16 protein-coding genes are annotated in these 24524 nt (G+C 40.6%); 5 read left to right on the top strand and 11 right to left on the bottom strand.

The features are described 5' to 3' along the window. Positions 1–76: 76 nt before the first annotated feature. Together AAA970_RS18715 and AAA970_RS18710 are read right to left on the bottom strand one after the other, a co-directional pair. Positions 77–3274 (bottom strand): T9SS type A sorting domain-containing protein, encoded by a 3198-nt coding sequence (locus AAA970_RS18715; RefSeq protein ID WP_338238422.1) that lies wholly within the window; start codon positions 3272–3274, stop codon positions 77–79. 242 nt (positions 3275–3516) lie between these two features. Continuing rightward, a complete protein-coding gene (locus AAA970_RS18710) occupies positions 3517–4611 on the bottom strand; it encodes a T9SS type A sorting domain-containing protein (protein WP_338238421.1) in 1095 nt (364 codons plus the stop codon). A 337-nt stretch (positions 4612–4948) separates the two neighbouring features. Between AAA970_RS18710 and AAA970_RS18705 the strand changes: the two genes are divergently transcribed. Both AAA970_RS18705 and AAA970_RS18700 read left to right on the top strand, forming a co-directional pair. Then, on the top strand, positions 4949–7219 hold the full coding sequence (locus AAA970_RS18705; RefSeq protein WP_338238420.1) for a GH92 family glycosyl hydrolase: 2271 nt from the start codon (positions 4949–4951) through the stop codon (positions 7217–7219). Positions 7220–7673: 454 nt separating this feature from the next. Next, positions 7674–7922 carry an Ntn hydrolase family protein gene (locus AAA970_RS18700; RefSeq protein WP_338238419.1) on the top strand — a complete coding sequence of 83 codons (249 nt, stop codon included), beginning with the start codon at positions 7674–7676 and terminating at the stop codon, positions 7920–7922. 531 nt (positions 7923–8453) lie between these two features. Here AAA970_RS18700 and AAA970_RS18695 read toward each other — a convergent pair. From AAA970_RS18695 to AAA970_RS18660, 8 genes are all read right to left on the bottom strand, one after another. Continuing rightward, complete coding sequence (locus AAA970_RS18695; RefSeq protein WP_338238418.1) at positions 8454–10583, bottom strand: right-handed parallel beta-helix repeat-containing protein; 2130 nt, start codon at positions 10581–10583, stop codon at positions 8454–8456. 1090 nt (positions 10584–11673) lie between these two features. Then, a complete protein-coding gene (locus AAA970_RS18690; RefSeq protein ID WP_338238417.1) occupies positions 11674–12855 on the bottom strand; it encodes a hypothetical protein in 1182 nt (393 codons plus the stop codon). Between the two features lie 121 nt (positions 12856–12976). Next, a complete protein-coding gene (locus tag AAA970_RS18685; RefSeq protein WP_338238416.1) occupies positions 12977–14737 on the bottom strand; it encodes a hypothetical protein in 1761 nt (586 codons plus the stop codon). Positions 14738–14788: 51 nt separating this feature from the next. After that, positions 14789–15856 carry a DUF4297 domain-containing protein gene (locus AAA970_RS18680; RefSeq protein WP_338238415.1) on the bottom strand — a complete coding sequence of 356 codons (1068 nt, stop codon included), beginning with the start codon at positions 15854–15856 and terminating at the stop codon, positions 14789–14791. A 165-nt stretch (positions 15857–16021) separates the two neighbouring features. Beyond that, positions 16022–17125 carry a PIN domain-containing protein gene (locus tag AAA970_RS18675; protein WP_338238414.1) on the bottom strand — a complete coding sequence of 368 codons (1104 nt, stop codon included), beginning with the start codon at positions 17123–17125 and terminating at the stop codon, positions 16022–16024. Between the two features lie 39 nt (positions 17126–17164). Next, complete coding sequence (locus tag AAA970_RS18670) at positions 17165–18016, bottom strand: hypothetical protein (RefSeq protein WP_338238413.1); 852 nt, start codon at positions 18014–18016, stop codon at positions 17165–17167. Positions 18017–18021: 5 nt separating this feature from the next. Then, positions 18022–18162 carry a hypothetical protein gene (locus tag AAA970_RS18665; protein WP_338238412.1) on the bottom strand — a complete coding sequence of 47 codons (141 nt, stop codon included), beginning with the start codon at positions 18160–18162 and terminating at the stop codon, positions 18022–18024. A gap of 410 nt (positions 18163–18572) precedes the next feature. Further along, on the bottom strand, positions 18573–19184 hold the full coding sequence (locus tag AAA970_RS18660) for a helix-turn-helix domain-containing protein (RefSeq protein ID WP_338238411.1): 612 nt from the start codon (positions 19182–19184) through the stop codon (positions 18573–18575). A gap of 131 nt (positions 19185–19315) precedes the next feature. On the opposite strand from AAA970_RS18660, the gene AAA970_RS18655 reads away from it, so the two are divergent. Then, positions 19316–19888, top strand: a complete 573-nt coding sequence (locus AAA970_RS18655; RefSeq protein ID WP_338238410.1) for a DUF1287 domain-containing protein — start codon at positions 19316–19318, stop codon at positions 19886–19888. A gap of 21 nt (positions 19889–19909) precedes the next feature. Further along, entirely contained in the window at positions 19910–20665 is a 756-nt protein-coding gene (locus AAA970_RS18650; RefSeq protein ID WP_338238409.1) for a L,D-transpeptidase family protein, read from the top strand. A gap of 780 nt (positions 20666–21445) precedes the next feature. On the opposite strand, the gene AAA970_RS18645 is transcribed toward AAA970_RS18650, so the two are convergent. Beyond that, the gene (locus AAA970_RS18645) at positions 21446–22435 is read right to left on the bottom strand and encodes a hypothetical protein (RefSeq protein WP_338238408.1); all 990 of its coding nucleotides are present in this window, start codon (positions 22433–22435) and stop codon (positions 21446–21448) included. Positions 22436–23049: 614 nt separating this feature from the next. Here AAA970_RS18645 and AAA970_RS18640 point away from each other — a divergent pair. Next, positions 23050–24390, top strand: a complete 1341-nt coding sequence (locus AAA970_RS18640; protein WP_338238407.1) for a DUF2254 domain-containing protein — start codon at positions 23050–23052, stop codon at positions 24388–24390. Positions 24391–24524: the final 134 nt, after the last annotated feature.

Below are 24524 nucleotides of genomic sequence, written 5' to 3'. Positions count from 1 at the left end.
TTTTTCAAGCCCCAAAAAGTGCCTAAAAAATGCCCTTACTTCAATTAAACAGCTAATTCGTGGTTGAAAGTTCCATTTATCGCTTCATCAATTTATGACTAGTCCTTTGTCCGCTGGTGAATACAGTAACATAATATACGCCTGCCGGAAGGTCCTGTAGGTTGACATTGGTTTGCATTGGTGTTAAAGCTCCCTGCATAACCATATGGCCCGCGCTATTATAAACCACAAAGTTATCGCCCTCCTGCTGATTTTTCACATTAATCAGAACCATACCGCTAGTTGGATTCGGAGAAAGGATCACTCGTTGCTCCACCGTGGATAACGGAGGTTCAGGAGTGCCTACCTTTTCTTTCGTATGAATGCGCGTCAAGGCTTGTTCTCCTTCCCCGGAAACCTCTATTAGCAGCTCCCGGTCTTCCTCCCCACTTTCACCGGTAGTAACAATTCTGCCCAATTCCTGCAGGCTGGTCAGGGTAGCCCGATGGTCGCCTTTGATGTAAATACTCCCTGCCGTAATGTTCCATACGGAACCATCAGGAAGCGACTTTTCCGGATGAAAATCGATCAGGTTTAATTCCCCGGCTTCAACATAGGTGATACTCGTTCCGGCAGAGGACTCATCAAAAGCGGTACCATACATTTGATTCACATTAATGATTCCTCCTTGAATGAAGACAGTGGCATGGCCATCCCAGCCATTCCAAAAATGCCCCCCAAAGTTTATTTCCCCACCTTCTTCAACAACGAGTTCAGCGGCGTAATTGGCCGTCCAGGCTAAGCCGGACCACTCTTCCGAGGTTTGCAATGCGCCTCCGTTTTTCACAATCAATTTAGCGGACTGTGCTTCCTCTCCACCATCTCCCAAAATCAATTGTTTTGCTCCCACGCGCTGATCAATATAACAGTTGATGGCATCAGGAATATTAAATTTGGCGATGACTTTTGGAGTAGGCACCCCTTCGGTCCAGTTGGCTGCCACACTCCAGGAAGCCGATGTTGCTCCTTCATTATCCGGATTCGCCATTGGATTCCAAACCGTTTCTACAATCTCCGGTTCGGTAGGGGCAGTGGTGGTTGAAATTTTAGTGATCGGGTCATTTTCCAAACCAATGATCTCGACTTTCAGACTTAAGTCTGCCTGCCCGTCTTCACCAGTGGTCAGGATTCTTCCTGATTGATAGAGGTTTTCAATAACGGATTTATGATTTCCTTTAATGTAAACAAAACCATTTGTAATGTTCCAAACCGATCCATCAGGCAGGGATTTTTCCGCATGAAACTCATTGAGGTTCATTTCCCCTGAAGTGATGTAAGTAGTGCTGGTGCCGGTAGTGTTGTCTTCAAAAGCCGTCCCGTACATATTTGCTACATTAATTCTGCCTCCTCTTAAATACACCGTAGAGTTGCCTTGCCAGCCATTCCAGAAATGCTGGCCAAAATCAATGGTTCCGCCCTGCTCCACAACCAAGTCGGTATCAAAGCCTGCTGCCCATGCAGCACCAGACCACGCATCTGCACTGGTGGAAAGGAAACCGCCATCTTTTATTATCAGGCGGGCGGAGCCGCTTTCTTCCCCATCTCCCAACACCACTTGCTTGGCTTTTACCGAACGATCAATTTCACAATCTATGGCCCCGGCCTTGGTAAATTTTACTACCGTAATCTCCCCAGGAACGCCATTGGTCCAGTTGGCCGCTACACTCCAGGAGGCCGCTGTAGCTCCTGCATTGTCCGGATTGGCCGCCGGATTCCATACCGTCTCGGCCGGTACGGGCGCTTCTACGTTTTCTTCGGCGGTAATCACCGTCACTACCTCTGCATCCGCTCCCTGCAACACTACACTTAACGTACGGTTCTCTTCCCCGCTCTGCCCGGTGGTCAGGATTCTGCCCTGAGCCGCCAAATTTTCGATATTATCCTTATGATCTCCCTGGATGCTTACCGTTCCACCAGTAAGGTTCCAAAATGAACCGTCAGGTATTGTTTTTTCCGGATGAAACTGCTGTAAATTTAAGTTACCGGATTGGATATAAATAACACTTGTGCCATTAGTGCCCTCCTCAAAAGCGGTGCCCAACATACCGGCCACATTCACTATTCCGCCTGTTATGAATACATCAGAGTGCCCTTGCCAGCCATTCCAAAAATGCTGGCCAAAATCAATGGTTCCGCCCTGCTCCACAACCAAGTCGGTATCAAAGCCTGCTGCCCATGCAGCACCAGACCACGCATCTGCACTGGTGGAAAGGAAACCGCCATCTTTTATTATCAGGCGGGCGGAGCCGCTTTCTTCCCCGTCTCCCAACACCACTTGCTTGGCTTTTACCGAACGATCAATTTCACAATCTATGGCCCCGGCCTTGGTGAATTTTACTACCGTAATCTCCCCAGGAACGCCATTGGTCCAGTTGGCCGCTACACTCCAGGAGGCCGCTGTAGCTCCTGCATTGTCCGGATTGGCTGCCGGATTCCATACCGTCTCGGCCGGTACGGGCGCTTCTACGTTTTCTTCTGCGGTAATCACCGTCACTACCTCTGCATCCGCTCCCTGCAACACTACACTTAACGTACGGTTCTCTTCCCCGCTCTGCCCGGTGGTCAGGATTCTGCCCTGAGCCGCCAAATTTTCGATATTGTCCTTATGATCTCCCTGAATGCTCACCGTTCCACCAGTAAGGTTCCAAAATGAACCGTCGGGTATTGTTTTTTCCGGATGAAACTGCTGTAAATTTAAGTTACCGGATTGGATATAAATAACACTTGTGCCATTAGTGCCCTCCTCAAAAGCGGTGCCCAGCATGCCGGCCACATTCACTATACCACCTGTTATGAATACATCAGAGTGCCCTTGCCAGCCATTCCAAAAATGTCCCATAAAATTAATAAGGCCGCCTTCCTCTACCACAAGCTCGGTATGGTAGGCATCCGTCCAGGCCGTACCGGACCAATCCACACCAGTAGTCAGCTCTCCTCCATTTTTTATCACCAAACGGGCCGTTGAACCGGTACCACCATCTCCTAAAACAAACTTATTCACCGTAACGACTTGATCTAGCGTACAGGAAATGGCGTCCTGAACATTAAATATGGCCACCCCGGTGGAAGTTGGAACACCATTCGTCCAATTATTCACCACTGCCCAGGAGGCTTCGGTAGCATCTGTATTATCCGGATTGGCCGCTGGATTCCAAACGGTCGTTTGAGCTAAAACCAGATGGTTTAGCGTCATTAGCAGGAATACTGCTAAATACTTTAATGGGTTAGTATTCATAAGATGGTTGGAAATTTAAAAAATATATAAAATTATAACCACTAAACATAAATGATCAATAATTTATTGACTATCACTATAGTGAAAATTTTAAATCAAAATATTAGTAATATATGTTCAAAAATAATCAATGCTAATCTAAAAAAAGCCAAAGGGCACTAAATAATAAATGCTGCCTATGGCTTTTTATTTTTACAATAATAATTAACAGTCTACAGTGGAAATGCGGATATTTTCGAAGGCTACTTTTTCATTATTTTCTGTGTAGTAAATTTACCAGCGTTGTTTACCGCAATAATATAAACACCTGATGGATAATGTGATAAATTAACTTTCACTAACTCTCCTTTCAAAAGGCCGGAAGTTAATTTACGACCCGCAAGTGAATACACCGCATAAGAAGTTGCATCATCCATTCCTTTGGTGTTGATCTCCACCCAACCGGCAGTAGGGTTTGGAACAGCAAAGGTTAAGCTGGATTCCGCTCTGGAAGCTAATGGACCTTCTGGCTCTTCCGGATTCTCTGGATTCTCTGGTTCCTCTGGCTCTTCAGGTCCTTCTGATACCGCAGTAATGGTCGTCAGATAACTCCCTTCCTCCCCTGTTACATCGATGGTAAGGGTACGAACTTCCTCACCACTTTCTCCGGTGGTGATGATACGTCCCAGATTCACTAAATTCATGATATTGTCACGGTGATCTCCCTTAATATAAATGGTTCCACCGGTCAAATTCCACATTGAACCTTCTGGAATAGACTGTGTAGGATGAAACTCCCCCAGGTTGAGGTATCCCTTCTCAATATATATAGTCCCTGAACCTACCGTGCCGGGTTCAAAAGCGGAGCCGTACATATTATTTACGTTAATATCACCTCCTCTTAGATAAACCACTGATTTTCCATTCCATCCATTCCAGAAATGATTTCCAAAATTAATGGTCCCTCCTTCTTCCACGATCAATTCGGTGTACCAGTCGTTCGTCCATGCCGCACCGGACCATTCTCCCCCCGTGCTAATTGAACCTCCATTCTTCACCACTAAACGTGCGGTATCAGCCTCATCGCCACCATCACCCAAAACAAATTTGAAGATGTTCACATTCTGGTCTACATAGCAGGTAATCGCATCCTTTACATTGAATTTTACAATACCATCTGCCGCAGGGAGCCCATCGGTCCAGTTATCAGCATTAGACCAGGAAGCCTCGGAAGCTCCATCATTATTCGCATTACCTGCAGGGTTCCATATAGTCGATGGTCGATCTTGCGCACTTAAATTGCCCCCAAAACAAAAAATAAGAATAATGCTAAAATGTAAAAATAGTTTTGCTTTCATAAAAAGTTAGTTTTGGCTAAAAGTAAATTTGTATAACGAAGATACGGGAGTGCATTAACCCCCACTTAATCGAAGATTAAACAGCTACCTTGCGCATAATTATTGCTTAAATAGGCCCTGAAATCTCCAAAATAGGCATTTTGCTTTTCCCCCGGACTTTTAATTTATTTTTTTGATTATAGGATCAGGCTTAGAACAAATAAAGACCACTCGTTATTTTACGTAGCAAACCCTCCTACACCAACTGTATTTTATCCAATTAACAACCTATTATTCCTCCCTTAAGCCTTTGGTGTATTTTGGGTATCTATCCTAGTATTCAACCAAATTATATCTGATGCAACACGATCCATTATACTTGGTATTTCCCCAGGCCATGCGCAAAACCATGGCCTGGGTACTATTGTCCCTATGGACTTTTGTTCAACCGGCATTTGCCCAGCAAAACCAAAAAGAAAACAGTGCTTATATCGATCCACAAATCGGGAACGTCGCACCCTTCTTGGTCCCTACCTTCCCCACTATGCATCTTCCGAATCAAATGGTCCGCATGTTTCCCATTCGGCAAGACTATTTATCCGATGAGATCGAAGCCTTCCCCCTATTGGTTTATGCCCATCGGCGCCCCGGAATGATGCGCCTAAAAGTAGGCACGACTGATTTCTCTGAACTCAAAACTTCAAAAATGATCGTCGACCATGATTTAGAAACTTACCAACCTTGGTTTTATGAAGGCTACTTGATCGAAGAAGATATCAAGCTATCCTTTACACCGGGCAAGAAGTGTGGTTTTTATCAAATAGACTTTCAAAAAAATCAAAATAAACACCTGATCCTGCAGGGAAAACAGCCGCTTTCTTTTCAGCGGCTTTCCACTCATCGCTACCTGCTCACGGAAACCATTATGAACAAAGACCGAGGCTTGAACCCCAGGACACTGAAACTGAAGGTTTACGCTTATGTGGAATTTGTCGATAAACTCAATCAACCCATTTCAGACCTAAAAGTGGATGAACATGATGGTTGGCTGGCCATCTCCACTCAAAATCATGCTCAGGTATTTATAAAATATGGACTCTCTTATATCAGCCCGGCGCAGGCACAAAAAAACTTTACAGAAATTGCCTACGATAATTTCACAACCGTAATGGTGCGTGCCAAGCAGGCCTGGGATGAAAAAATGAATCTCATTCAGGTCAAAGGTGGTACGGAGGCGCAAAAGAGGACCTTTTTTACCTCCCTCTACCGCACTTATGAACGAATGGTGGATATTACCGAGGATGGGCAATACTTCGATGTATATCAGCAAAAAGTTCAAAAAACCACCCAACCGATGTATGCCGATGATTGGATTTGGGATTCTTACCGAAGCCACCACCCCCTGCGCACCATACTACACCCCAAACAAGAGGGTGATATGGTGAATTCATTTGTACGAATGTATCATAGCAGCGGCTGGATGCCCACCTTTATGCAGGCATTTGGCAATACGATGTGTATGAATTCTTATCATACGGCCGCCATTTTTTTAGATGCTTATAGTAAAGGTATCACTAATTTTAATGCAGAAGCTGCTTACAACGGCATGGAACATACGCTGACCACCCGCACCTTTATTCCCTGGCGCCAGGGAAACCCTCGCGAGACCATTGATGATTTTTTTCATGAGAAGGGATACTTTCCGTCCTTGGCTATCGGGGAGAAAGAGTCGCTCCCCGATCAGGTGGTGGATAGTTTTGAAAAACGACAACCAGTACCCGTGACATTGGGCGTTTGTTATGACTTTTGGGCATTAGGTAAGCTGGGTGAACGACTTGAGAAGAAAGGCTATCAACAATATTTGGATTTCAGTAAAAACTACCAACAGCTGTGGCACCCGGAACATCGCTTATTTATGCCAAAAGACAGTAAGGGGAAGTGGGTAGAAATTGACCCAAAACTAGATGGAGGACTCGGCTACCGTGATTATTATGATGAAAACAACGGCTGGACCTACGCCTGGGATGTGCAGCATGATATTGAAGGCCTTACGAAATTATTGGGGGGCACAAATGCGGCGGCGGATAGGCTCGATCAGCTATTCCGTGAATCTTTAGGTAAACGCAAAAGTCAGTTTTACGTGGATGGTTCCAATTCCACCGGCATGATCGGACAATTCTCTATGGGTAATGAACCTTCCTTTCATATTCCCTACCTGTACAACCGTTTTGGTGAGCCGTGGAAAACACAACAAAAGACCCGATTTGTACTGGACACCTGGTTTAAGGATAATATTTTCGGTATTCCGGGAGATGAGGATGGTGGAGCGATGACAGCTTTTGTGGTGTTCACCTCTTTAGGTATTTATCCTGTGACTCCAGGAGTACCGGTTTATGACATCACGAGCCCTATATTCAAAGAAGCCAGTATTCAATTGGAGAATGGAAAAACTTTTACCATTCAAGCTGCACTTGCCAGTAAAAAGAATAAGTATATTCAATCCGCCAAAATAAATGGAAAGGTGCTGAACCAGCCTTATATTTCTCATGAACAAATTATGGAAGGTGGTACATTAACGATAGAGTTGGGACCACTACCGAACCGTGCCTGGGGAAACACCCCTTTATAATCAAGGGAAGATAATTATAAAAGATAGGGAATGGATCAATGCCATTAACATGAAAAATATTGGAAGTAGTTTGATGAATTAAAGCGTGTTTAAATCGCATACTCCATTCATCTTATCAACATCATATTACAAAAGGACAAAGAAATAAATGATTGGGAGGAGGAAGAAAGCTTCTCCTGATCTTTTGAACGTATGCGATAAGCATAAAACCAGCCGAAACTTCTTTCGACTTACCTCCTATTTTGCTGATGCACGAACCCTTTTATTTTGAAGGAGAGTTTTGAGTCGTGTCTGTTTCCCAACCATAGTATTTTGTGGATTTTATAAAAAATAATCCCAATAAAAGGAACAGCTCGGAAATGTTCATGTAATGTTGAACATGCAAGGAGAAACATTGGAATCAGGAAGGGTGAAATGATCTGAAAACGAATTCCACGGATTTGAAAAATCGCCTGTGCGTCGCTTTAAACAAGCAGATGCTTTAAATTACGTATTGGACAAATCGGTAATCAAAACAGATTTAGACGCTGTAAATACCGGATGGGTTATGGTAAATATGTTTGAAATTCCTCGTGGAACATTGTATTGGGGTTGGTTAGCTCCTGCTCCACAAATGGTGGCCTATAGCATAGTGGCTGATGTAAAAAATGCCGACTACTATTTTCGTACCTACGATAATATGATTATTCGCAAGGTAATGTAAATAACATCGATTGGGATAAGGCCACATACAAAGAGAAAGCCATCTATGGCACATTGAAGGACTATGGTTACACCGATTTTATTCCCGAGAATTAACTCCCAAATCATATTATTTTAAAAATGGTCATCAACCCTTTAGTGGTGATTGAAAATCCCAAGGGCGAAAGGGTTGATTCCATATAAAGCCGTTCCTAAAAAATGACGGGCATGTCAACTTCTCAATGGAATGCTTTTTAACTATTATATGTCACAAAAAGCCCTTAATCGAGTATTCTAACCCCAAAAACACCTTCCGCCCTGCCCTAAAAAAACTCCCTGACCATACGGACATCCCTGAGCTTCTTTACTCCCTCCAATAACTGGCCCACAAGGTATTGATGCAAAAAAAAGGCATGCTATATTACCTGTTGTAATCAAACCCTTTCAAACACAAAAGACCGACAAAATGCCGGTCTTTTTTTTATATCAATTTTACTGAAATTTTCAGGGCCCTTCGCTATTCACTGTGCTTCTCCAGCCTTGTCCCCATCCTTTATTCAATAATAATCTGCTGTGTTTCCCATCGGTTATCAGCCACAAACTGAAGTAGATACATGCCAGCAGCAGCCCCCTGCAGATTAATCGTGGCTTTAGAGGTCCCCTTGATGGTTTCCTGATGGATAAGCTGTCCGGTCGAACTGAAAACTGCGATCTGAGCCTGCTCTACGATTTGCTTACAATCCAGCTCGATAAGTCCGGAAGTAGGATTGGGATAAACCGAAAACAGCCTGTCATTCTTATCAACCGTCAACGGCGGTTCCTTCTCTTCCTCCTCCTCTTCCTCTTCTCCTTCCGGAATCCAGTCGGCACCGGGCACCCAATAATCTCCCCCTCTTTCATAAGCGCCGATATCCGGCGCATCGCCCACAAAGCCATCGGTATATCCGGGAATCTCCTGCCCGGCATTCACCAATGCGGAGCCCGCTTTCGGCATAAAGTTCATTTCCGTCCAGTCCTCAAAGGGGCTTGCCAATAAAATAACGTTCTCCGGCTGAATATCCGTTCCGATCCAGGGTGCCTTACTTCCATAATTATTGATGATGACCACCTCATCCATGGTATAGCCATTTTCCCAACGCCCCATGGCTTCGGAAACTTTATATAATGAATTATTAAAAATATTCAGACCCCAGTTGTCCCAGTTGATCTGAATGCCGGTCCAGGAAACATTACTCACCACATTATTGTACACATCATAGCCCTTGCTGTGGTTATCCAGGTAAATTCCCGCCACTTTATAGCCGGCATGCGGAGCCGCTTCCGAATCATAAAACCAGTTATGGTGGATGATGGAATTTTTATACTCGCTATTCCCTACCGTATAGAAGACACCGCCATCGGCATTGAACTTCATGACATCATGCACATCATTATAAGCCACCACTGCATTGGCGCTACTCACATAAATCCCGCTTCGTGCACTGCCATAAATCGTATTATTTTCAATGGTGGTATTCGGACAGTTAGAGCGAATCGGTTCGGCATGAATCCCGATGGTATTAAAATAGCGCACAATATTATTCCGGATAGTGGTATGCGAAGTCCCTCTCCAGGCCGTTAGCATGGCTATGCCATTCGCCCCTCCATACTCCACCAGATTGCGCTCAATCAGGTTGTGTTTCCCCTCCACACTGATGGCTCCCTGTGTAATCTGCGCATCGGTATTATTCAATTCATCAATAATGGGAATACCATGACGAACGGTGGAATTTTTAATGACATTATGATTTCCTGACATCATCACAATTCCGCCAAAAGTCTGAATGCCATCCACCACAAGATAATCCTTCGACAGTTTAATCGTATACTCCCGGGCCCGGTATTCACATAAGCCATCAGCAGGATTTACACTTCCCGGAGCTTTGAAATAAACGGTTTCCTGCGCTTCATCGTAGTAATATTCCCTTTCAATATCCAGGGCATCCAAACTGTTAAACAGATAAAAAATTCCCCAGTGGCCGTTTTCCTTCCGGGTTGGATTGTGTACCCCAAAAGGCCATCTGCTGATATCAATCTTTTCAAAATCTATGCGGGAAGTAGAGGCCGCCGTAACTTTCCGGGTCCAGCTTGCACCGGAATGCGCCCCTAAATACCAGACATAGCCATTGCTCCAGTCATAATTCGGAATGCCCGGGTAGGTAAAATGAGCATCAGATCCCCCCTGTTCAATGTATTTGGCATCTACCGTGTAGGGATCGTTATCCGCATTATTCGGCCAGCGGGCAATCTCCATCATATCGCCATCATAAAAGAGCGCATTGCGTTCAATTCCCAGCGGCATTTTGACCTCCGCCATATAAATATTATTACCGTTGGAGACCCAGCTGTCAATCACCTCGCCGGCAGTAATAATCACCGTCTCTCCTTCTGCGGCCTGGAAAGTAATCGGATTGCCTGCTGTACCGCTGTTAGCAGGTTCTACCATTTCGTGGTAACGGCCTTCATGGATAATAACGATATCCCCGGCCACTGCAAGGTCCGCCGCTTTTTGAATCGTCAGAAAGGGTTCCTCCGCAGTACCCGGATTATCATCATGGCCCGTTTTGGCAACGTGTAACTCCTCGGCAAAGGCAATAACACTAAAAAAAACACAGAGTAACCATATTAATATTGGTCGTTTCATAGGACTGCAATTGGTTAAAAAAAGAAAGATTCCATAAGAGAAATGAAGGCCGCTTCATCACAGCGCTCTAACAATTTCAAGCTGTAAAGTACAGTACCCTTTCCGAAAAGCAATACCAACAATCTGATCAAAATCTATATTTAAATAAATACCCCCCTTCGGACTACAAAAAAATTCCTCCGCACTGCTTTCCGGGCGGTTTTTTGCCACCGGAGATGAAACAAAAACAAGAAGGCTCTTCGGTCAGGACCCTCTGCCAAATGAACCCAGCAGGGAAAAAATCACCCCAAAAATGTCAAATATCCCGGCTTTCAGATGGAGCCCGCTTATCCGTACCCGGTAATATACGCCCAGGTTTTTTGGCCGAGGAGCCGTCCTCTTCCCGCCCCGAAGCTCCTCCCGAAGGACATAAAATTCGGGACATATGGAGAATCATTCACAAAAAACGAAATAACATAAAAACCCCTTCGCTACTAATCCCTACCGAAAATTTCTGTTCATGAAAAGGGGCCCGGGCATCCGCCCGGCGGGCTGGCGGCACTCGCTCTTTGGGGCCGGAAAGCACCAATAACAGCAGTAACCAACACTGCCCCAAAGGAGCTCAAACAAGCGGCTGACGCCTCTGCCTTCATCCCTTCGCCGTGGGGTAAGGGAAGGCAGAGCATTTGCCCGAATTATTCACCCCAAAATAAGGCAACACCTCTTGGGTGTTTTTTTTTCGCCCCGATAAGGCTGTGGTTATTTATTCGTTAATAACTCAAATTGGAGCGAGGTAACCCTCTCCATATTCATCTGCTTCGTTAGAACAAATTTGAAACAAGGAACTATTCTTTCATTTCTACGGCCTTGCAGCTGCACAAGAATTTTTGCTAGAATTATCCGGGTTAACGAAAAAATCAATCTTCACTTAGCAAAAAAATGCAGCACGTGAGCAATTGCAACTTCTCTAGTTCAAGGTAACGGACAAGTGTATGCAAATGTGGGCAATTGCGGGCTTCAAACTTATCAAACCATGAGTATTTAAAGCGTGCTACAGACCTTCAATTTGCTGCTATCTCGGCTATGAAATTTATAGATTGTTAACAGGTCGTTATTGTTGTCTTCTGTCAGTCACGATAAACCATGGAATCTCAAGTTTACCATTTCTGAAGTAAATATTTATCTCGGTATCGATGTCAACTCGTTTATATAATCCTTTACTAACACTTACTTCGTCAATTTCATTTTGATGTCCCCAAGCTGTAAGTTTTAAGTAATATGATGTATGTTTTCCAGTGCTTATCCGCTTTTCAAGAATCGTTGCAGTATACTGTTCTGGTTCTAATTTGTCAAGGCTGCAATTAAGATAAATCACTGCACCAAACCCATATGCAAAGAGAAACATTATCAGACTCGAAATAGTCAGGAAATCTTGCTTATTTCTAAATGTAATCTCTTTCTGATTTATGAGTAGAATGAATATAAATATTATTGTAACCAAAGCCGCTTTTAACCAAACATTTGAATAATCAAAAATATCATAGTCAAAGAACGCCCTTGCCATCAACCCCAGTGAAGGAAAAATCAATGCATAAATAATCGATGGGTATGCACTTCCATTTTTTTGGTCAACCCGTATCAGTCCTCCTGAAAGTTTCACTACAATCAGTGCTACAATCGGAATGATAAAAGCTGAAAGTACTGCGCCATCATATGGTTTTGGGTAAAAATAAGCCCATGCAAAAGAAAGACCACCTAACCAATTAATGACTTTGGATAGTTTTCTAGCATTTGATAGTTTTTCTTCTCTAATTTCTTTTGACCATCCAATGTTCTTGTCATTTAAAATTTCCTGTTCTTCCGCTTGAGCATTTATTAAATCAAGGTCTTCATATTTCGCTGACAGCCAAGATAGAATTTCATGATTTCCACTAATGTATTGGCTTATTTTTATTCTTTTCTTCCCTTTGGCATTTGGCTCAACAAATATATACTGATCATTTACAGTGTATCCTTTAATTTCCTCAAATCTAAGCGTCTTGGTTGTAAAAACTCCAATTGAGACCAATCCATCTTTATTAATTATAAATCGTCCTTTGTAAATATCCATTAATCCGAATATCATTAGCGTTACCATTCCTATTGATATCGGAGTCAAGGTTAAAACAACTGTTAAATTAATTTCATCAGCTAAGAACGGCATAATCGCTAAAAAGCCAAATAGTGCAATTAATACTGGCCCAAAAATCCAGATAAATATTGCCCACCCTTTTGCTATTTTATATTCCTTCATTATTATCTGTTTGTTTCGTTCGACCTAATGCTCGTTAACGACTCGGCTATGAAGCGTTCCGCTCTGTGTTGCGCCTGCGGCAGAGCGGTATGCTTTATAAGCCATTGTTAGCAGCTGTTTTTTAGTTGTTTAAATAATAATTACTCAGTTCTACATATCGAGTTTTATTTAGTAATTTATTTTTATCTAACGTAATCACTTTTGCTTTTTCTCTAAAAGGCTCTATGTGTTCATTTTCCATGGCACACATTATTATCTGTGTTGTATCAGACATTCTATTTGTTAATATATCAACAATTTTATCGTAATTAGAATCTGATTGTTCCTGCTGATTAGGAGTATCAATAACTAAACCAGCTTTAACTTCATTTCCAAACTTTTCAACCATTGAAAATATCGTTAAATAATAAGCTAAAATAGCTCTAGAGCCTTCTGCTGCTCCTCCCTCTTTAATTACTTTGTTATATTGAAGTGGAGAATTTATTTCAGAAGTATTTACAGCTTCCGCATCCAATAAACCAATGTACTTTGTAAAAATTGAGCTAAAAGATAAATTGATATTTTCAATTTCTTCATTCGTTAACAAAGCCTTTTGTTCTTTTCCAATTTTTCTAATATCAGCAGATAAGTCATCTGACTTAACTAGTTTAGAGGTTTTATCTTCAATGACATTTTGTTTTATCGAGTTTCCTGCAATATTTTCAATAATCTGATTAAAATCGATAATAACTTTTTCTTTATTCAATCCTTGACTGTCATCATTCGCTTCTGTAGTCTCTATAACTTCCTTTTCATCTTCAATAATGTACTTTTCATTGATTCCTTTAATTTGTTCTCTTGCTATATATAGATCCTTGTCCTTATTAACTAATTTCTTTTTAACTTTTTCTAGTTCAGTCAGAAGAGATTCCAACTGATTTTCTGCTTGAATTTTGTCAGTCATAATAGATGCCCTATTGATTATGGAGTTCTCATGAACTACACCACAAAGTGGACATTCTACTTCATCTTCCTCTATATTTTCAATTGTATATTTATAATCTTTATCGAGCTCTGCAATAATTTTTTCTGTAATTACTTTTTGTTGTTCTAAATATACTCTTTCACTATTTAATACAGCCAAACTGCTTAAAAGCTTTTCCTGAGACAGTTGTAAATCATTTAATTCAACCTTTATTTCTTCCGTAAGTGTTTCAAACTTGTCACTTTTTACAGTTGCATTAGTGATTGTGGGAATGTAGTTTTCTACAACTTCGAGGGTCGTTTCTATTTTTACTATTTCTTCTTTAATAGATTTTTGTATATCCTTTTTTTCGGCTTTTTGGGTTTCAAGTTGAAAGTGTTTCGGAGTAAGTAACCCAACATGGTATTTTACAATTATACTTTTCCAATTCTCAAATTGTGCAAGTTTCTCAAAATTATCCCAAGCATTTGACCAACTTCTTTTTTGGTCAATATAAAAAGGAAGAAAATAAAAGGCAGGAGGAGGTGTAACCATCAATCCAGTCTTTCGATTTGGCAAAAGAGCTTTAAAACCAAGGATTTTAGCCATCCTTTGCGAAAAGTCACCCCCGATTTTCTCATAGTCAACATAATCATTTCCTTGCTCTTTTAGAGAAATTTGACTCTTATATCTCTTCACAGAATACTCAACATCATCTACAGAAAATACAACAAGTGTTTTACTATCTGTAGAATTCCATTTTGAATCTAATTCAGGTTCACAGCCAAGCCCCCAAAATAACAATTTTGCTAATGTAGATTTGCCGACACTATTATCAACTGCTACTATTAGATTTAACTTCTCGTTGAACTCGAACAGATTTGCAGTTTCTGTCGAACTTGACACTATCAGCAGTTGTTTGAATTTTAAGTTTGGCATTTTTTGAAGTTCTTAGATTTCTTATTAAGATTTTAAAATTTTCTTTACCCATTAGTTCATCATTATATATTCACAGATTATAGCACTTGTAATTTCTATGTCAGAATGAAATACATTACTAATATTTTTTGGTATTTCTTTCTTAACCTGTTCGATTAAGTCTTTGAAATCAGTTGTTCCATTATTTATAATTGATTCAATTTCTTTTACAAAATAGTTTGTTAAATCATTTTGTAAGACACTACTATTACTAATACGTAGAGTTCTGTACCTATTAAAGGAGCGCTTTAGAACCTTTGCTTCAATCGATTTCAAACCAATCTCTGAACAAATATTACTAAACTCGATATCAATTTTCGCTTCGTCCTTAATGTTGGTAAATTCATTAAGTACTTTTGTAACTGTTGTAGATGTTAGTGCTTTATTACGCAATAGTTCATCCCACTTTGTAAAATCATATGTGACTGTTCCCTTACGGTTTACTTCGTCTATTAAAAGTCTATAAATATCAATTGGACTTGAATATGAAGCAGGAAAAAGATTTGTGATTAGTTTAGCTATAGATGCAATAATATCATTTTGAAAATTTTTCTCTGAAAGTTCAGGTACAATAAACTGAATATTTGATGGCAAGGCATCTATACCCATTTCCTTTTTCATCTCATTTTCTAATTCCTCTAATTGTCCATCAGATAAATCATCTAGGGTAATTTTACTTAAACTCAAATCATTATTTTTCAGTTCAAGTGCAAAATCATTTAGCGCAACTAGGTTCAGTTCAGTTATTTTTGAAGTAAAAGGTTTCTCCAAACCACTTGAAATTAACTTACCTAATACACTTTTATCATTCTTCTTTTGATGTGCAAGTTTATTCGGAGTAAAGCGACCTCTATTTGTTTTAACCTGATTAAATTCAAAATTTGCATTCTTTGCATCCAAAGAGTCTGATACTACAACATCCTCATGTAACTCAATAAAAACTGCATACTCCTTTAGATTATCATGTTCATTTAACACCCGATATAATGCCCAATGATACTGATAGGAATACTTTTCATAAGTTTCAGCGCCTGATTTTTCTCTTTGCGATGCCAATAATGGATTTAAAGTATCTTTCATATGCTTTAGTTGTTTGTAGGCGTTTGTCTTGCTGCTAACGGTGGCAATATGGCATGAAGCGGATTGCGAGTGATTTACTACCAAACCCAGATGAAGTTGAAACGGACTAATGCCGCCCCAATTAAGTACTTCACCGCTTTTTGCTATTTTGCGTGTTAGCAAATGTTATTTCTCAATTATAATTAGTTCATCTATTACTACCTGTTCAGTATCAAATTCAAATTCATCCTGCTTTATACTATCTTGTTCAATTGAACATTGATATGATAATTTCACATTAAAATTCTCATAAATAAGAAAATAGTGTTTGTTCCAGTCATCATCAATTATTGAAATATTTCTACCCTCAGCTTCCATATAGTAATCCGACTTAAACATAAAATATTCTATTCCAAAAGTCGCCGAAATATTAATCGGAATATAAAATACGCCATCAATAAATTGAATCTCGTCAAGGTGTATTTTATTAACAGTGACATTGTCCATATCCTGTAACATGCCTATATTATCATCAGAGGGTAATGACTCATGAAATATTTCTTGATCATTTCCAGCAAACACATCTCCATAAATTTCACTAATAGCGAACTCTGAAATTTTGCCTGTATTTTCTTTTAATAAAATCAGTTCATCAGAATAATGTTCAATTTTCTTATACTCATCTTCAATCGCTTTGTAGTCAGAGCTTTTATAGAAGTCAGCGTATGATGCAAAAGCAAAGGAACTACCCAAATCATTAACAACATTCCTAAGATTATTATCTGCACAAATAAAATATACATTACCTACTGACTCTATAATTGATTTAATTGCTTCATAAATGAAAGCATCAGGAATGTCTTTTCTGCTTTTAGGTTCAGGAAATGGCTTATCTCCTCCGAAATAAGAAGACATTACTAATTTCCCATGCTCATTATTAATTTCATGAAGAATTGCCCCAGTATCATTAATAAAATCAGTCCAATGTTTATCAACGGATTTATCAATTGTCGATTTTATTGAATCAAGTTTTTTAGCAACTTCTTCTAGCTCAACATAAACTTCATTTGAAATTCCTTTCCTATTTAGGGATGTGATTTCTTTAATTGCTTTTCCAATTACGGAGTCAATATCTTTGAAGTTATGAGAAGTAGATTCTTTGTATACGACCCAAGGGAAGTGAATCTTAAGTAATTCTAGTTTTGATAGTTTTTTTAATAATAAGATATCCGAGTTTAGAAAACCTCTGTCTTTTCTTAATATGCTCGTATCAATTACAATATTCATCATGATTACTGATCTAAACTAATTATAAATTCAAATTAGGATTTATTTTTTTATTGTAATTTCTTCTCCAAACTCACTTTTACCAAAATCGCTGTAAACTAATTTTTTCCCTTTCAGATTAATTTTTTTAACTGCATCCATTTTAATATTGTCCCCATTTTGAACTAATATAAATTCAGCTCCGAAACAACATTCCCAACAATCATCTACAACTGATGGAAACATAGCAATATTATTTCCACGATATCGACTTCTAACCCCAGGATAAATTATACTATTGTAACCTAATCTTTTATAAAAATCGAATACAATATTTGTTATATCATATTTGTTTGCTGAATCTGTTTTAGAAAATTCCTCTGTAATTAGCTCTAGGAATTCCTTATCCTCTCTAGATAAGTTTCTAAATTCATTTGAATTCACTAATTCTTTAAAAGCATTTGTTGTCAAATCATTTGTACAATATTCATCTTTGAAAACAAAAAAAAGAGATGTGTAACTTGTCTTTGATAACCATTTAGTTACTGTAATATTGAATGTTTTATTTTGATATCCCAAAATAGAATGGTCTAATTCTGTTGCTAAGAAAAATCTAGTAGCAGAAGGAGTATCTAAGTCTGTAAATGCTGCGTAAAAAATAGATTCTTCTGCATTATTAAATCTTCCTTCTGAAGCTAAGTGCTTTAATTTACTTGGAATATATGATAATCTATCAAGGTCAAAATCTCCATCTGTGTGCGAAATAATCACTGCTCTTTCTATAAAAGTATCTTTATTTACATTAACAGTTGGTATTGGAATCCTAGGCAATATGCTTAATATATAGTCTTTAAGCACGTTTTTATCTGCCTTTGTATTGTTTTCTATTATTTCTACAAAATCCTTATGGTTCATTTTTCTTAATATTTGCTAACATCCGTATATCGATCACTTAGTGATCTATAGCCAATCAAAACGATCATATGATCAATAGCCACCAAGTAATACTCCATCATGCATGCCGTATAGCCGTCCAATCCGGCGGCTACAGCAATGCTCAAAATACAAAATAATCAAACAAACATCCTAATGTGGCAATTCCAACAATTGGCCATTCACCAAGCACGCTCAAAAAAATGATCACGGTCTTCCGGTATAACATTTGGTCATCTAAATGCTTACAAAAAATTATTCTTACTTGTTCTTGCTCTCTTCCTCTTCTCTTGCCGGAAAAATAAAACTTAAAAAGGCTTCCATTCAAAATAGGCTTTCCCTCTTAAAAAAAATGCTGCACGTGAGCAATTGCAACTCCTTAAGTTCGGGGAAATAACAAGTGAAATAACTACTAATGAAGACCGGGCGCCACTTACCTCCACAAAAAAAGCGCTGCCATATCGGACAGCGCACGCATTCCCAGAGAAATGTTAACATTTAAAGAAGTTTGAGGTGCTTTAAGGAATTATGGGGCAGCCTAAGCAGCCCGAAGCGCTATGGCCTCGGGGATTTTGGGTTTTGAAGAAAGGGCCTCTATCTTTTCAGCCAGCGCTTTTACACTTTGATCCAGTTCATCCAACATTTTGGCAATGGATTCATTCCGCTGACGTTCTTCTTCGGCTTCGACTTGCTGGCGGGCGAGAGCCTCGGGTTCCAAATCCCAGATCCGAAGTATCCAGCGCGCCATCGCACCATACCACCAGGGGCCTTTAGTTTTGAGCAGCCGTACCTGATGACGCCATCGGAGATTGAAATTCATCAGACCATAATTGATGGTGCGCAAACGCAGGAAATCATCAAAATAATCGGAAAACCATTGGGTAATGCGCCGGATAAAGGGCTTGATTTTATAGGGTGTTGGCCTAAAATATCCACACCACAAATGGCTCTTAAGTCCTACAAAAATTTTCCGGCATTCATAGCGCCGCTGGGCCAGCCGGGCATCATATTCTCCAAATAATTTATTGCGCTTCAACTCCCGACCAATGGTGGACACATGCCGATCCAATAATCGGGCGATTTTGGCATTACTCATTCCCAGGGAATGGTAGAGATCAATCCGGCAACGTTCTGCGTAGGTCAGGTACATTAATCGATATTTTATCCTATAAGTGATGATCCATCTCAAATGTTTCTGACCGCTGAGATAAAAAGTCCCAACTTGCACCCAAAACCACAATTTTCTATATTGATTTTTCTCCAATATTAACCGCTACACCCATGCAAAAACTATTGCTGCTCTTTTTCTCCCTGATTACCTACCCGGGCTTTGCTCAGTCAACCACCTCTCTGTCTGAAAGCGCCATGGCCCTTACCCGCCAGAAAGTGGTGTACGACCCGGCTTATGTGGCGATAGCCTACCCTGGAGGAGATGTACCCGCGGATCGGGGCGTCTGTACGGACGTGGTGATCCGGGCCTACCGCCTACAGGGAATTGATCTGCAAAAGGAAGTGCATGAGGACATGATCGCACATTTTGACCTGTACCCCACTATTTGGGGACTGAAAAAACCGGACACGAATATCGACCATCGTCGGGTGGCCAATCTGATGACCTTTTTCAACCGGAAAGGAATGACTAAAGGAAAAAGTCAAAGGGCAGAGGATTATCTACCGGGAGATATTGTGGCCTGGGATTTGGGAGGTGGAGTCTTACATATTGGCCTGGTAGTGGATCAGAAAAGCAGGCAGGGAAGCAGACCATTAATCGTGCATAATATTGGCCGGGGGCAGGTGCTGGAGGATTGTCTGTTTGCCTGGGAAATTATCGGACATTATCGGTATCCGGATTAACATACCATTCAAAAAACTATTATGCTACCTTCCCCTGCCATTCTGTTCCTCCTGATCAAACTGTTTTTCCTGCCGGAGAATGATTTCAAAAAAGCACAATGTCGCTATCCGAGGGTACGCTATGCCTATGCGCAAAAACAACAGGATTTTGATAAACTCCTAAAGGAGAAGGGCATCCATCTTCAGGCCTTTAACCTTTACCTTCAGGTATTCAAAAAAGAGCAAGAGCTGGTTTTATATGCAAAGAACAATGGGGATAAAAAATTTCATTACCTGAAAACCTTTCCCATTTGTGCTTCTTCGGGGAACTATGGACCTAAACGTCAACAAGGAGACCGGCAAGTACCGGAAGGCTTTTATCATATTGACCGTTTTAACCCCAGCAGCAACTACTATTTATCTTTAGGCATCAACTACCCCAATGCTTCGGATAAAATTCTGGGACATCAGGCCGCCCTCGGAGGAGATATTTTCATTCATGGCGCCTGTGTAACCATCGGCTGTGTCCCTATTGAGGATGAAGGCATAATGGAATTATATATGGCCTGTGTGGAAGCACGAAACAATGGTCAAGCACGCATCCCGGTCACCATTTTCCCTGCTAAAATGACAGTATCCAACATCCGGAATTTGAAAGAGCAGCATCCTGTTTCAAAGGCAACGGAACAGTTGTGGTTTTCTCTAGCAAAGGCCTATGACTACTTCGAAGAAACCCAACAATTACCGCGGATTCAATTTCTGGATGACGGGACTCACAGGGTTTACGCAGGCCACTAACCCTTTAATCCATCATACCCTCCGCCTCTGCTGGTGAAATAAAAAACAATATAGGCTCAGCCGCCATGGTACACCACCAGATTCAACTATCCAAACACGGCTTTTTCATAAAACTACAAATTATAGAAATGATCTGGTTCCCGATGAGAGGCTATTTTGATTTGAGCGCTTGTTAATGAGTTAAATTACTATCTTTTACAGTATTGACTTAATAGTATAGCATCTTCCACATCAACAGTCGGGCCTTGATCAATGGGCGGATAGTCAAAGGTGCTGCTGGCGACAAGAAAGCATCACAGCGACATTTTAGCCATATTCCACTAGTCTCCTGACTTCTCCAAATGTCGCCCTGATGGATTCCGTCAGCAGGTTCTTTGTCCCGCCAACATTGATCACAGCCTTGATTTTTTTGTTTCGTTTTTTATCAATAAAAAATGAAAAAGAAACGATTGATGATTAAATATAAGGTGTTGAATGGCTGAGTTAGCTTTTACGAAAAAGCCCTGACTATGCAAATTAAGCCTGTTTTTTCAGCCGGTTGAAGCCATTGTTCCGGTTTTTATAAGCCGAATTATTCATCGCTGAATTTAATCACAAAACCCAAACAACTCACAACCAATGCATTATTACTGTTTTTATTTGGCTATTAATAGCCCAAACTGGAGTGGGCTGCTTTCTCCTCCTTCATCTGCTTCGTTGGGAAAAACTCAAGAAAGGAAGCTAATCCTTCACTTTTCCCGACTTAGCAGGAAAAGTGAAAGCATGCATCTTTCGGGCTTATCAAAAATAGCTTGGCAAGTGGCCCTCTTCTTTAATGAAATCATACAGTTGCTCAACTTTAATCCTTGGTTTTTCCCCCTTCGCTCGAGACAACTCTATTTCACTCAATATCAACTCTTTTTCACCTAAATAGAATAAAACATTGATCAACGCACATAACTTCACCCCTGCCCTTTCTTCCAAATAATATTGCTTAAAGAATGCTATGCCTTCTTCGAATTCAAAAAGGTCGCAATATATCCTGAGGCCCAATTCAGCAAGCCTATTATTTTTTTCTATAAACTTATAATTTGAAAAATCATAGGTTGATGTGGCCGCCTTATCGTTCAGCTTCCTGATTTCACTTTCCACGACCTCAATACCTTTGTACTTTAAATCCGGAATATCCAAACTCCTGATCAGTACATCGATCAGATCTGTAGAAAACGAATACAAGTAATTGCGGTCACCAATAATCAGTTGAATACTTTGTTCGACCGCATCTGCTTTTCCCAATTTTTGCTGAAGCTGAAGCACTATTTCCTGATAAAAGGTCGCCTGCTCAATACCTACAGATTCAAAAGGATCATCGGCGGAAAAATAATGGTAATCCCTGCCCGCTATCAATAAGTTGTACAAGCTTACCAATAATTCGTTTTGCAGGAGAACATCCTTATCCTTTCTATTGTCTAACAATAATTCTTTATACCATCGTTTAACTTTAAATCTCCAGGTAGATCGTTCCTTTTTGGGGACTACCCTATTCGGCATCAGGTAATATTGATTTTTGGCATTATCTACAAAATTTTCAATATCCACCTTCATATCTTGTAAACTGAGTGTGGTTTTGGCTGTAGTGGTTTTGGCCCTTTTAGGATTCATAATTAATCCGTCAAGATCATGATCCTCTTTCTTTGCTTTGGGTATTAATTTGTAAAATTCCACTGCCAGCTGGACAATTTCCTCCTGCTTTAGTGTTTTTAGTTGACTGCGTAAGTCTGCGACCTTCATTTTTTTTTGATTTAAAAATAAGCCCTTTTCTCTAGCTCTTGAAGAAAATTAGCGAATAAGACCGTAATGCATTATTTCGGTTCGAATGGTGCCAGTTAATCCATCCAAATGCTGCTGATTCCATCCCCCGACTACGACTCCTTCCTGGTTTTAACCCGAATTATTCACCACTATATTTATTAACCAATAATAAAGGGTTTATTTTCATTGATTTTCAAAGCCCAAAATTGGGCAAGCTTGCTTTCGCCTCATTCATCTGTTTCGTTGGGAAAACCTAGAAATAGGAAAAACTCCTTCATTTTTTCCGCCTTGCAGCTAAAGGAGGATTGAAGCATGAATATTTCGGGTAAAGGCATGTTTACAAGCACACCATCCGGCTGCAAATTCAAATTATGGGAAGTGATTTTGGGTAATTGCTCCACAATAGCGTGGCCACTCTCTCAAAATGATCGGGGATCCCTCCTGCAATTATCAAATTTTCGATACGATTGGTGGCTTATAAACGCGTTCTTGATGATCCCGATAAATTTGTACTTTGGCGCTATTCCTCTACTGAATAGCGAACAAAATGTGTCCAACCAACCTTTGATACTTAGTAATCAGTAAACTAATGGATGCAAAAATTACGCTTTTTCTGGCAACACCTCATTTCTACCTTTTGGTTCATTCCGGTGATGATCATCTTGGGGGCCATTGCTCTTGCATATACCTTACTGATGATTGATATCAACCTGGATTTTAGGCCGAAAGGTTTGTTTAGATTCCTTTTTGTAAGCAGCCTGTCCTCTGCCAGAAGTTTGTTAAGCACTATTTCCTCCGCTATGATTAGCATGGCCAGCACCGTTTTTTCTATTACCCTGGTGGTGTTAACCCTGGCCTCTTCTCAGCTGGGCCCCCGACTCATTAATAATTTCATGTACGACCGGCTGAATCAGGTGGTATTGGGCGCTTACATCTCCACCTATTTATATTGCCTGCTGATCATGAACATGATTGAGGAGCAAGAACCGGCGCAATTCATTCCAACTATTTCCATATTCGTGGCGGTCATACTCGCTATGGTAAATATTATGATGCTGGTGGTTTACATCCATCATATCGCCATCAGCATACAGGCTGATAAAGTAGTGGCCGATATCTCCAAAAGCCTGAGCCTCAACATCTCTTCCATTTTCCCCAAAAGCAAAAATGCGGAGATCTCCCATTCCGGGCTTACCGATGAATGGAAGGAGGATCAAAACAAAAGCCTGTATTTGCATCAACAAAAAATCAAATGCTCAAGAGATGGTTACCTTCGTTATATTGACCAACAGGCCCTATTAAAGCTAATCTGTAAATGGGGAGGTCTAATGGAAATGCATCATCGGGTGGGCAGCTATTTACTAAAAGGAGCCGAGCTGGCCACCTACCATTGTATACAACCCTTAGAGGAGGGGCCACTCAAAAAAATTGAGGAGCACCTCATTATGGGCAGCACCCGAAGCCCGCAGCAGGATCCGGAATATTCCCTCCACCAAATGGTGGAAATTGCTGTGCGGGCGCTATCTCCCGGCATTAATGATCCATTTACCGCCATTGCCTGTATTGATAACCTTTCAACCACCATGGTGTATTTGCTGAAGGTGCCCTTTCCTGCACGCCATCATTTTGATGACAAAAAAAACCTGAGGCTGATCGTCGACACCGTTACCTATTCGGGCATGATGGATACTGCTTTTAACCAAATTCGTCAAAATGCACATGATACCCCCTCCGTGGTCATCAGATTAATGGATGCCCTGATCGCCATATATGGTTTTGCCGAAGAACCGCCCGAAAAAAATAGCATTAAAAACCACATGCAACTCGTGTTAAACATGGCGGAGCAGACCTTTACCGAAGCACAGGATTTGCAGGATTTGAAAAAAAGATTTAAACAGGTTTTTCCCGAAGATGAAGATGATGCGAATGGCTGATGGTTTGAGTCCAGCGGGTTTATACTTAAGCATTATGCAGTACAGAAACCTAATTTGCCCGCCTAAAGCTAAACGAGGATTCAAGCATGAATAATCCGGGTTAACCACAAAAAAGGCCGCCCCTAGCGGAGCGG

The organism is Persicobacter diffluens, assembly GCF_036244895.1.
Lineage (GTDB): Bacteria > Bacteroidota > Bacteroidia > Cytophagales > Cyclobacteriaceae > Persicobacter > Persicobacter diffluens.
This window is presented reverse-complemented; position numbering and strand designations above follow the sequence as displayed.

What these genes read in the sequence shown, in the direction of transcription:
- AAA970_RS18715 (WP_338238422.1), bottom strand. Translation starts at nt 3,274, where the DNA reads ATGAATACTAACCCATTAAAGTATTTAGCAGTATTCCTGCTAATGACG.
- AAA970_RS18710 (WP_338238421.1), bottom strand. Translation starts at nt 4,611, where the DNA reads ATGAAAGCAAAACTATTTTTACATTTTAGCATTATTCTTATTTTTTGT.
- AAA970_RS18705 (WP_338238420.1), top strand. Translation starts at nt 4,949, where the DNA reads ATGCAACACGATCCATTATACTTGGTATTTCCCCAGGCCATGCGCAAA.
- AAA970_RS18695 (WP_338238418.1), bottom strand. Translation starts at nt 10,583, where the DNA reads ATGAAACGACCAATATTAATATGGTTACTCTGTGTTTTTTTTAGTGTT.
- AAA970_RS18690 (WP_338238417.1), bottom strand. Translation starts at nt 12,855, where the DNA reads ATGAAGGAATATAAAATAGCAAAAGGGTGGGCAATATTTATCTGGATT.
- AAA970_RS18685 (WP_338238416.1), bottom strand. Translation starts at nt 14,737, where the DNA reads ATGCCAAACTTAAAATTCAAACAACTGCTGATAGTGTCAAGTTCGACA.
- AAA970_RS18680 (WP_338238415.1), bottom strand. Translation starts at nt 15,856, where the DNA reads ATGAAAGATACTTTAAATCCATTATTGGCATCGCAAAGAGAAAAATCA.
- AAA970_RS18675 (WP_338238414.1), bottom strand. Translation starts at nt 17,125, where the DNA reads ATGATGAATATTGTAATTGATACGAGCATATTAAGAAAAGACAGAGGT.
- AAA970_RS18670 (WP_338238413.1), bottom strand. Translation starts at nt 18,016, where the DNA reads ATGAACCATAAGGATTTTGTAGAAATAATAGAAAACAATACAAAGGCA.
- AAA970_RS18660 (WP_338238411.1), bottom strand. Translation starts at nt 19,184, where the DNA reads ATGTACCTGACCTACGCAGAACGTTGCCGGATTGATCTCTACCATTCC.
- AAA970_RS18655 (WP_338238410.1), top strand. Translation starts at nt 19,316, where the DNA reads ATGCAAAAACTATTGCTGCTCTTTTTCTCCCTGATTACCTACCCGGGC.
- AAA970_RS18650 (WP_338238409.1), top strand. Translation starts at nt 19,910, where the DNA reads ATGCTACCTTCCCCTGCCATTCTGTTCCTCCTGATCAAACTGTTTTTC.
- AAA970_RS18645 (WP_338238408.1), bottom strand. Translation starts at nt 22,435, where the DNA reads ATGAAGGTCGCAGACTTACGCAGTCAACTAAAAACACTAAAGCAGGAG.
- AAA970_RS18640 (WP_338238407.1), top strand. Translation starts at nt 23,050, where the DNA reads ATGCAAAAATTACGCTTTTTCTGGCAACACCTCATTTCTACCTTTTGG.